Annotated in this window: 9 protein-coding genes and 1 pseudogene; 5 read left to right on the top strand and 5 right to left on the bottom strand. The window is 71.3% G+C overall.

Going from position 1 to position 10,178, the window contains the following annotated elements:
* Positions 1–190: pseudogene (locus MRBLWH3_RS18410) on the bottom strand (F420-dependent methylene-tetrahydromethanopterin reductase); the annotation flags it as partial.
* A complete protein-coding gene (locus tag MRBLWH3_RS18405; RefSeq protein WP_363435167.1) occupies positions 187–1,248 on the bottom strand; it encodes an LLM class flavin-dependent oxidoreductase in 1,062 nt (353 codons plus the stop codon). The gene MRBLWH3_RS18405 and the pseudogene MRBLWH3_RS18410, both read right to left, overlap by 4 nt.
* A gap of 205 nt (positions 1,249–1,453) precedes the next feature.
* On the opposite strand from MRBLWH3_RS18405, the gene MRBLWH3_RS18400 reads away from it, so the two are divergent.
* From MRBLWH3_RS18400 to MRBLWH3_RS18380, 5 genes are all read left to right on the top strand, one after another.
* Positions 1,454–2,539: an amino acid ABC transporter permease gene (locus tag MRBLWH3_RS18400; protein WP_363435164.1), complete on the top strand. Its 1,086-nt coding sequence runs from the start codon at positions 1,454–1,456 to the stop codon at positions 2,537–2,539.
* A 1-nt stretch (position 2,540) separates the two neighbouring features.
* Positions 2,541–3,329 carry an amino acid ABC transporter ATP-binding protein gene (locus MRBLWH3_RS18395; RefSeq protein ID WP_363435161.1) on the top strand — a complete coding sequence of 263 codons (789 nt, stop codon included), beginning with the start codon at positions 2,541–2,543 and terminating at the stop codon, positions 3,327–3,329.
* Positions 3,330–3,378: 49 nt separating this feature from the next.
* Positions 3,379–4,374 carry an ABC transporter substrate-binding protein gene (locus MRBLWH3_RS18390; RefSeq protein WP_363435158.1) on the top strand — a complete coding sequence of 332 codons (996 nt, stop codon included), beginning with the start codon at positions 3,379–3,381 and terminating at the stop codon, positions 4,372–4,374.
* 73 nt (positions 4,375–4,447) lie between these two features.
* Complete coding sequence (locus MRBLWH3_RS18385) at positions 4,448–5,599, top strand: LLM class flavin-dependent oxidoreductase (RefSeq protein ID WP_363435156.1); 1,152 nt, start codon at positions 4,448–4,450, stop codon at positions 5,597–5,599.
* The gene (locus tag MRBLWH3_RS18380) at positions 5,596–6,690 is read left to right on the top strand and encodes a GNAT family N-acetyltransferase (protein ID WP_363435154.1); all 1,095 of its coding nucleotides are present in this window, start codon (positions 5,596–5,598) and stop codon (positions 6,688–6,690) included. The genes MRBLWH3_RS18385 and MRBLWH3_RS18380 overlap by 4 nt, the downstream gene beginning before the upstream one ends.
* 15 nt (positions 6,691–6,705) lie before the next feature.
* On the opposite strand, the gene MRBLWH3_RS18375 is transcribed toward MRBLWH3_RS18380, so the two are convergent.
* The 3 genes from MRBLWH3_RS18375 to MRBLWH3_RS18365 are packed head-to-tail and all read right to left on the bottom strand — an operon-like array spanning position 6,706 to position 10,145.
* A complete protein-coding gene (locus MRBLWH3_RS18375; protein WP_363435151.1) occupies positions 6,706–8,178 on the bottom strand; it encodes an MFS transporter in 1,473 nt (490 codons plus the stop codon).
* 12 nt (positions 8,179–8,190) lie between these two features.
* A complete protein-coding gene (locus MRBLWH3_RS18370; RefSeq protein WP_116195882.1) occupies positions 8,191–9,276 on the bottom strand; it encodes an LLM class flavin-dependent oxidoreductase in 1,086 nt (361 codons plus the stop codon).
* A complete protein-coding gene (locus MRBLWH3_RS18365) occupies positions 9,273–10,145 on the bottom strand; it encodes a DUF1684 domain-containing protein (RefSeq protein WP_116195883.1) in 873 nt (290 codons plus the stop codon). The genes MRBLWH3_RS18370 and MRBLWH3_RS18365 overlap by 4 nt, the downstream gene beginning before the upstream one ends.
* Positions 10,146–10,178 lie beyond the last annotated feature (33 nt).

The raw sequence follows: 10,178 nt of genomic DNA, 5'->3' as shown, positions 1-10,178 counted from the left end.
CGAAGTGCTCACGAAGTCGCAACCCCTCGCCGAGGAAGAACGCCGAGAAGAGCCCGCGCTCGGCGGTCTGCGCGATGCGGCGGAACGACTCGAAGTCGTACTGCGAGCCGCTGCGGTCGCTCGACCAGATGGTGCCGAAGTTGACCCCCTGGAAGAACACACCGAACTGGATGCGACGGGACGTGGTCATGCGAACTCCTTCACGGCGGTGGCGGCGTAGCGGCTCACGCTGCGCTCGAGGCCGAGGGCATCGCGGAGGGTCTCGCCCGCCCGCGGCGAACGGAAGCCGATCCGCTCTCGCAGCGCCGGCAGCACCGCGCGACCCACCTCCTCGAGATCGACATCGAGCTCTGCGACGTGCAGACGTACACCATCGACGGATGCTGCCAGTCCAGCGGTCAGCGCGACGAGACCGTTCGCGTCGCCCGAGTAGCGCACGCGCCCGGCGTCCGTCCAGCCGCCGAGGGTCTCGAGCCGCCGCGTCGCGGACACGCCGCGCGCCTCGAGCACCACCTCGACCTCCGCCCAGACGAGCGGCGCACCCGCGGCACGGGCGCGGGATGCAGCACCCGTGATCTCCGCCAGGTCGGTACCCGTGACCAGCGCGACGTCCGCACCCGCGGTGCCGGCCGGCGCCACCACGACCAGCTGCCCCTGCGGTGGCCTGGGCGTGATGAGCGGACCCTTCACCGAGAAGCTCTCGCCCTCGAAGTCGATGTAGTGGAGCTTGTCGGCGTCGAGGTAGCGGCCGCTCGCTGCGTCCTGGATGACAGCGTCGTCCTCCCACGAGTCCCAAAGGCGGCGAGCGACCTCGATCACGTCCTCTTGCGCACGGCGGAGATGGTCGCCTGAAAGCGCCTCACGACCGTAGGCCGCGGCCTCGCGCGCGGTCCCAGAGGCTGCGGCGATCCAGCCCGCGCGTCCGTTCGAGGCCCAGTCGAGGCTCGCGAGCTGCGTCGCGACGTGGAACGGCTCGCTGTAGGCGACGTGCGCGACCGGCACGAGGCCGATGGCCGACGTGAGCGGCGCGAGGAACGCGGCGCGCTGCACGGCATCGAGCCGCGCGACCGCATCGGCGACCGGCAGCGGTGAGTCGTCGAACGTCACGGCGGTGAAGCCGAAGCGCTCGGCGGCCGCGCCGCGGACGGCCAGGCGGCGCGCGGAGAGGGCGGCGGAAACTGGCGGTGCCGCGGGGCGGGCGCCGTCGGCGTCCAGCTCGAGCGCGACGGCGAACGGGGTGTCGGACATGCGAGCCAAGCTAGGTCCTCGCCGGCACACGGGGCCTGCGTGCGTCGGCGGATTCCGCCGTGTGACGTCGCGTGTCAGATCGTCACGATCCGTGTCGCTCGACGGCGCCCTCGGCTCGGCGATCGGGCCTTCACCGGCCTACCGTCCTCGTACCGGCGCACCTCCCGCACCCCGAACCTCCGCGCCGCTGACCGAGGAGCACCTCATGACCGACACACTTCCGCGCCAGGCAGGCGCCGCAGACGCCGCCGAGGCCGCGCCGTCGTCGGCGGGCTCGTCGCGCGTCGACCTCGGCGATCTCCGCGTGGTCCACACTCGGCACTGGTTCCGCTGGTCGATCGGCGTCGTGGTGCTGTTCGTCGTCGCCCAGTTCGCGTGGTCGCTGGTGACGAACGAGAACTACGAGTGGGACGTCTTCGCCCACTACTTCCTCTCGGAGCCCGTGCTCCAGGGCGTCGGCATCACGCTGGCGCTCACCGTGATCTCGGCGACCATCGGCTTCTTCCTCGGCACCCTCCTCGCCCTCGCCCGCCTCGCCAAGTCTCCGCTGCTCAACTCGGCGGCCTGGCTGTTCATCTGGTTCTTCCGCTCGGTGCCCCTCGTCGTGCAGATCATCGTCTGGTACAACCTCGGGTACCTGTATCCGACCCTCGGCCTCGGCACCCCGTTCACGACCGACTTCTGGATCGTCGAGTTCCCCACCGTGCAGCTGATCAGCGCTTTCGCCGCGGCGATCCTCGGACTCAGCCTCAACCAGGCGGCGTACTCGGCGGAGATCATCCGCGGCGGCCTGCTGTCGGTCGACCAGGGCCAGCTTGAGGCGGCCGCGGCACTCGGCATCCCTCCGCGCCGCCGGCTGACCCGCATCATCCTGCCGCAGGCGATGCGGTCCATCGTGCCGAACGCCACCAACGAGGTGATCGGCCTCGTCAAGGGCGCGTCGGTCGTGTTCGTGATCGCGATCCCCGAGGTGTTCTACGCCGTGCAGGTCATCTACAACCGCAACAGCCGCGTGATCCCGCTGCTCCTGGTCGCCGTGGTGTGGTACACGATCATCACCACGATCCTGAGCATCGCGCAGTACTACATCGAGCGGCACTACGCCCGCGGCACCGTGCGCGTGCTGCCCCCGACACCCGTCCAGCGTGCGCGCCACTGGATCGCCGTGCAGTGGGCACGTCTCGGCGACAGCGACGCCTCACCACCTCCTCTGGAGGGGACGGATGCTGCGCCCCTGACCACTGCGGCATCGCAGGGTTCGAGCAACGACGCGAAGTTCGGAGGGCGCTGACATGACAACCGTCACGGATGCCCCCACGACGGGCCTCGTCGAGATCCACAACGTCCACAAGAGCTACGGCGGAGTCGAGGTGCTGCGCGGCATCGACCTGACTGTCGAGCCGGGCGAGGTCGTGGCGATCCTCGGGCCGAGCGGCTCGGGCAAGTCGACCCTGCTGCGCACGATCAACCACCTCGAGAGCGTCGACCGCGGCTCGGTCACGGTCGACGGCCAGCTGATCGGCTACGAGCTGCGCGGCGACAAGCTCTACGAGCTGCGCGAGCGTGAGGTGCTGGAGCGGCGAACGCAGATCGGCATCGTCTTCCAGAACTTCAATCTCTTCCCGCACCTGACCGCGCTCGAGAACGTCACCGAGGCGCCGGTCGCGCTCGGCCGACTCTCCAAGGACGACGCCCGAGAGCTCGCCCTCGGCCTTCTCGACCGCGTCGGGCTGGCCGACAAGGCCGAGCACTACCCCCGGCAGCTGTCGGGCGGACAGCAGCAGCGCGTCGCGATCGCGCGCGCCCTCGCCCTCAAGCCCAAGGTGATCCTCTTCGACGAGCCGACCAGCGCGCTCGACCCGGAGCTCGTGGGCGAGGTCCTCGACGTCATCCGGGACCTCGCGCAGCTCGGCACGACCCTCGTCATCGTCACCCACGAGGTCGGATTCGCCCGCGAGGTCGCCGACCGGGTCGTCTTCCTCGACGGCGGCCGCGTCATCGAGCAGGGCCCGCCCGCCGAGGTCCTCGTCACACCGGAGCACCCCCGCGTCCAGGACTTCCTCGCGAAGGTCCTGGCCTGAAACCGAGATCTCGACATCGAGCACTCACCCGAGAAAAGGAAGCAATCACATGGCACTGAGCAAGAAGCAGGGCATCGCGATCGGTGTCGGAGCCGTCGCGGTGGCCGCGATCGTCGGCGGCATCGTCTGGGGCGTCAACCAGAACCAGCCCGCCGAGGCCGCCGGCGCCCCCGAGAAGACTGAGGAGTTGGCGAACGTCGCGACCGACGAGATCCAGTGGGTCCGTCTCGACGAGCCCGTCGCGGAGGCCGTCGATGCGCTCGAGGCGAGCGGCTTCGAGCCGGTCGAGCCGGGCAAGCTCACTGTGGCGCATTCCGCCTACGTCCCGCCGCTGGGCTACATCCCCGAGGGCGAGACGAACCCCGCCGGCACCGAGCCGAACATCGGCGCGCTGATCGCCGACGCACTCGGCCTCGAGTACAACCCGGTGGTGGTTGCGTGGGCGGACTGGCCGCTCGGCATCCAGTCGGGCAAGTACGACCTCATCACGTCGAACGTCACCGTCACCGAGGAGCGCAAGGAGCTGTACGACTTCGCGAGCTACCGCGAGGACCTGCTCGGCTTCTATGTGACGAGCGACAGCGACATCGAGAAGATCGAGGAGGCCGCCGACATCACCGGCCTCAAGATCGCGGTCGGCTCGGGCACGAACCAGGAGCAGGTGCTGCTGGCCTGGAACGAGGAGCTCGAGGCCGCGGGCGAGGAGCCCGCCGAGCTGCAGTACTTCGACGACAACGCCGCCACCGTGCTGGCGCTGCAATCGGGCCGCATCGACGCCACCTTCGGCCCGAACGCGACCTCCGCGTGGGCCGCGCGTGAGACCGGCGACACCAAGCTCGTCGGCCTCGTGCCCGGCGGCTGGCCGCTGACGGCGAGCATCGCCGCCGCCACGGCCAAGGGCAACGGCCTCATCGAGCCCGTCAACATCGCGCTCAACGCCCTCATCGAGAACGGGCAGTACGACGAGGTCCTGAAGATCTGGGACCTCCAGTCGGAGCGCGTCGAGACCAGCGAGATCAACCCCGCCGGACTGCCCAAGTCCTGATCGCACGACCCCGGCCGGGCCCGCTCAGAGCGGGCCCGGCCTCTTTCCCTTTGCGCACACCCAGGAGCTCCTCATGTCCCGCGTCCCCCTCTCCGTCCTCGACCTGTCCCCGTTCGGAGCGGGGCAGACGGCCGCGGACGGGCTGCGCGCCTCGATCGCGCTCGCCCGACACACCGAGCGGCTGGGCTACCACCGCTACTGGCTCGCCGAGCATCACTTCAATCCGGGCCTGTCGGGGTCCGCGCCGCACGTCCTGCTCGCGGCGATCGCCGCTGCGACCGACCGCATCCGCGTCGGCACGGCGGCGACCATCATCGGCAACTACTCGCCCGTGCAGGTGGCCGAAGCCGCGGGCGTCGTGGCCGCGCTGCACCCCGGACGCCTCGACCTCGGAATCGGCCGCTCCGGCAATCGCAGCACGGTGCAGCATCCCCCGATGGAGGATTCGGCCGAGCAGCGGGTGGTGGACGGGCTGCTCCTGCCGCCTCAGCGGCCCCTCGCTTTCGACTCCGAGCGATTCGTCGTCCAGGCGCGCCTGCTCGGGCGCACCGACGACGCCGACCGGTTCGAGCAGGATGTGGCCGACATCCTCGCCTTCATCGACGGAACCTACGCCTCCCCGGAGAAGGTGGCGATCCACGCCACTCCCGCCGAGGGAGCGGACATCACCATCTGGATCCACGGTTCGACGGCCGGGCCGAGCGCCCGGCTCGCCGGCCAACTCGGATTGCCGTTCGGCGCCACCTACCACGTCGCCCCCGCCTTCATCCTCGACGCCGTCGCCGAGTACCGTGCGTCGTTTCGCCCTGGCCGCATCGCAGCGCCGCACGTGATCGTGTCGGTGGACGTGGTCGTCGCGGATACCGATGCCGAAGCCCGCCGGCTCGCCGCGGGTTACGGTCGATGGGTGCACAGCATCCGCGCCGGTCAAGGGGCCGTCCCTTTCCCGTCGCCGCTCGACGCCAGCGTCAACCCGCTCTCCCACGAAGAGTTCGAGGTCGTGCGCGACCGCGTCGAGACGCAATTCGTCGGCTCGACCGACAGCGTCGTCGAGCGGCTGGAGACGCTGCAGCGCGTCACGGGCGCCGACGAGCTGCTCGTCACCACGATCACGCACGACCCCGATGACCGCGAACGCTCGTACGCGCTCCTCGCTGATGCGTGGGGGACCGCCGAGACGGGCGGGCGCGAGAAGCGGGCTGCCCCGGCGGAGGTGCTCGCGTGAGCGGGGGATCGGTCGCCGCGACCGACGACGGGGCCGTGGCTGGGGCATCCGTCCCCGCTGACATCACCATCCGCCGGGTGCGCACCGAGGAGTACCAGCGCGCCGGCGAGGTGACCGCACAGGCGTACCTGTCGAGCTACGGGAAGCTCTCCGACGAGTACGTCGCCTCGCTTCGCGATGTCGCGAGCCGCGTGCGCGGGGGCGACGTGTGGGTGGCGGTCGAGCCGAGCGGCGAGGTCCTCGGGACGGTGTGGATCGCGCGTCCGAACCGGCCGCTCGCGGAGGTCGCCCGACCCGGTGAGACGGACTTCCGGCAACTCGCCGTGGCCCCTGCCGCCCGCGGCCGAGGCATCGGCGAGGCGCTCACCCGCCACGTCATCGACCTCGCGCGCGAGCGTGGTTCGCACCGCGTCGTGATGAACAGCGGTCCCGAGATGACCGGCGCCCACGCGCTCTACGCGAAGCTGGGCTTCGAGCGGCTGCCGGAGCGCGAGGGTGCGTGGGAAGTGCAGCCCGGCCGCTGGATCGAGCTGTTCACGTTCGGCTACGACCTGGCACCCGAGCCCGCGGACACGCCACCGGCCGAACGTGCGTGGACGCTCGAGACCGTCCCGTGGGACGACCCGCGCGCCGAGGCCCTGCGCTCCGAGATGGACGGCGAGATTGCGCCTCGCTACGCGGATCGGCTGGCCCATGCTGCACCCGTCGCCGAGGAAGCGCAGCGTGCGTTCGCGGTCGACCCCGGCACCATCGTCGCAACAGTGCTCGCCGTCGACGAGTCTGGTGCGGCCGTCGGTCACGCGGCGCTGCGGGATCTCGTCCACGACGGCACGCGCGACCTGGAGGTGAAGCGCGTGTTCGTGAAGCCGCGCGCACGCGGCACGGGGGTGAGCCGGGCACTGATGAGCGAGCTCGAGCGCATCGCGCAGGATCGCGGCGCGGGCCGCTTGATCCTGCAGACCGGTGACCGTCAGCACGAGGCGGTGGTCCTCTACGAGCGGATCGGATACCGCCCGATCCCGATCTTCGAGCCGTACAAGGCGTTCCCCTTCTCGCAGTGCTTCGCGAAGGAGCTCGCTCCGTCGGAGTGAGGCGGGAGCCGATGCTCACGTCCGGGTGGTGCTCCGCGAGCTGTCCAGCAGGGGCACCGCCGCTTCAGCGCGTGTGCCCGCCCGCCGGAACACAGGGTCTGCAGACGCGACCAGGGCGACCGCAGAGCCCACCGCACACGTCACCAGCGCAGCCTGCAAGGTCGCGGCGGTCGAGATGCCCGACGAGGTGAGGAGGACGCCGGTGGCCAGGGCGACCAGGAACGTCGCCGCCAATCGCTGAGTGAGCTGAAGGAACGAGGCGGCGACCCCGTGCAGCTCGGCCGGCGCGAACGAGAGCGTGGTGGCGCGGACCACGGGTTCCACGAGGCCGCCGCCGATTCCGAGCCCGATCTGGGCTGCCGCGGCGACCACGAACAGCACCCCGTTCGGCAGCAGCGGCGCCGCGACCGCCAGGCCCGCGAACAGGGCGGCCTGCAGTCCCAGCCCCAGCGCCACCGTCGCGGACGACCCGATCCGCCCGACCACACGCAGACTGAACAGCGAGCCGCCGAGCCGCGCCAGGGCCCCGGGCGCAAACACGAGGGCGATCGCCAGCGCCGAGAGCGCCGGAGACAGCAGGAAATACAGGGTGACCGCCGATCCGGCAGCCATCCCGCTGCCGAACCACAGCAGGGCGACCACGTTGCCCACCACGAAGCCGCGCGATCGCACCAACGCCGGCGCGAACAGCGGGAGCCGCCCGCGCCGGGCGTACCGCTTCTCCCACAGGACGAGCGCCAGCCCGAGCAGCACGGCCGCCCCGGCCACGGCCAGCCCCGACCGTCCCGACAGGCCCGGCTCCACCACCGGCAGGGTCAGGGCCACGACGACCAGGCACAGCAGCACGATCCCGGGCAGATCGATCCAGACCCGCCCGGACGCGGCCGAGGCGCGGGGGCCCGGCATCCCTCGCCATCCGAGCACGACAGCCGCGATCACGAGCGGAAGCGGCGTCAGCAGCACCACGCGCCAGGCGATGTCGGCGGGAAGGGCCCCGAGGAGGAGCGCGGCGAGAACCGGGCCCAGCACCCCGGCCAGACCGCCGACGGCCGTGTACGCGGCGAGAGAACGCAGCCGCGACGCGCCCGTGTAGAGGTCCTGGATCGCGCCGAGCACCTGCGCGCTGATGACGCCGGCACCGAGGCCCTGGACGAATCGCGCCGCCACGAGCACGACGATCGTGGGGGCGGCGACCGCCACCACGCCGCCGACGAAGAAGATCCCGAGGCCGACGAGGAACAGCAACCGGCGACCGTAGACGTCGCCGAGCCTCCCCGACGGGATGAGGCCGAGCCCGAAGGTGAGCGAGAACGACGCGAGCAGCCATTGCACCCCCGCCGTGGACCCGCCGAGCGACGAGCTCACCGCGGGCGCCGCGTAGGTGATGACGGTGGCATCGAAGAGCGTGGCAAAGCCAGCGGCCAGGCACGCCCAGAGCGCGAGCCGCGTCCGGGACCCCCGGACGGCGCCCGCGCCCTCAATCGTCACGAGGCCCCGGACTCACGCCGCGGCGAGCTCGAGCGATCGCCGGCCGAGGGGGTCGGCATCCGTCCACAGCGCCGTCGGGAACTCCCGCCGCAGCACCGGGGCGACCTCGAGGGCGAAGCGCTCCAGGATCTCCAGCTGGCGTTCGAACGGCACCGTCGTGGGCAGGCTGATCGACTGCAGATCGTGTTCGAGCCGGCCGTGGAAGCGTGCGATCTTGTCGATCACCTGCTGCGGCGTGCCGACGAGCGCGGGCCCCTCGGCGACAGCGTGCTCGATGTCGCGGAACGGGGTGTTGTTGCCGGGCACGTTGGTGGCCGCGACGATCGCGTTATACACCGGGCCGTACTGGGCGATGGCCTCCTGCGTGGTGTCGGCGATGAACAGCGCCCCGGATCCCGCGGCGACGAACGCGGCCGCCGGGTCGTGACCGTGCCGCGCGTACTCCGAGCGGTAGTGGTCGACGAGCACGCCGTAGTTCTCGAGCGGCTGGATCGCGTTCGCGCTGAACAGCGGGTCGCCGAAGCGGGCGGCCAGGCCCGCCGAGAACAGCGTCGTCGCCGAGCCGTGCCACACCCGCGGCGCACCGTCGAACGGGCGTGGCAGGGTCGTGACGCCCGTGAGCGGCCGCGTGAACTCCGTTCCGGGCCACGTCACGTCCTCCTCACGCCACAGGGTGCGCAGCAGCTCGTACTTCTCCGCGAGGAGCTCCCACTGATCGTCGATGTCGAGCCCGAACAGCGGGAACTGCGCCACCTCGTTGCCCTTGCCGATCGTGAGGTCGAGCCGCCCGCCCGACAGCTGGTCGATCGTCGCGTAGTCCTCAGCGACGCGCACCGGATCCAGCACCGAGAGCACCGTGACGCCGGAATTGAGACGGATGCGGCGGGTCCGGGCCGCGATCGCGCTGAGCAGCACCGTCGGCGACGAGGAGAGGAAATGGCCGGCATGGCGCTCGCCGATGGCGATGGCATCCACTCCCAGCTCTTCGGCGCGGACCGCCTGCTGCAGGGTCTCGGCGAAGCGCTCCGCCGGCGAGACCTGGCGGCCTGTGATCGGATCGGCGCGGTAGGGGACGATGTCGAGCAGCTGGAACCTCATGCGGCCACCCCCGGTGCCACGAGCGCGGCGTTCGAGACCACGCGCGACAGCGGCTTCTTCTCGCCCGCCTCGATGCCGATCGGCAGGCGGTTGCCCGTGGGCGGCAGCGGGCAGGTCGCGAAGTCGGTGTACGCGCAGGGCAGGTTGACGGCGCGGTTGAAGTCGATCGTCGTCCAGCCGTCGGCATCCGGCGCATCCACCCCCACCGAGCGGTTCGCGGCGTAGGTGGTGAGCCCGCTCGTCGCGTCGGTGAACAGCACGAGCAGGTCGCCCGGCGCCTTGCCGGCGAACGCGAGGAGCGTGAACTCCTCGCCGCGCCACGAGAACTCCAGCACGCCCGGGGCGTCGTACACGTGGGTGAGGCCGTCCACCGCGGCGCCGACCTCGGTCGGGATCGGCGCCTCGAAGGGGCGGAAGCGGGCCGCGACCCGCCACCGCGGGTTCGGCACGTACGTCGGGGTGCCCGAGTACTCCGCGAGGAACGGGTGATCGGCCCGGCGCGGGCGCAGGATCGTGTGACCACCGCGGACCGCGATCTCGACCGCCCCGGCGACCTCGCCGTCGGTGAACGTCGGGGTGACGCTGCCACGTTCGGCGATCTCGCCGAACGCGTGCGTGCCGCTGATCGCCCGGCCGTCGAGGGTCAGGCTCTCGCCCTCGGCGAGCTCGACGACCACGCCGTCGGCGCTCAGCCGCCAGGTGCCGGGAGCGCCGGGCACGGTGACCGGGTCGCCGCCGAGCCAGTGCAGACCGGTGATCGCGAAGAAGCCGAGGGAGTCGGCGCGCCGCGTCTCGTGCGTGCGGTGCCAGTCCTCCCAGTCGCGCCCGAACTGCGCGCGGTCGACATCGGTGTTGAGGGTGGTGGTCATGGGTGCTCCTCGTGGGTACAGCCGGATGGCGGA

This window comes from Microbacterium sp. LWH3-1.2 (assembly GCF_040675855.1).
GTDB lineage: Bacteria > Actinomycetota > Actinomycetes > Actinomycetales > Microbacteriaceae > Microbacterium.
This window is presented reverse-complemented; position numbering and strand designations above follow the sequence as displayed.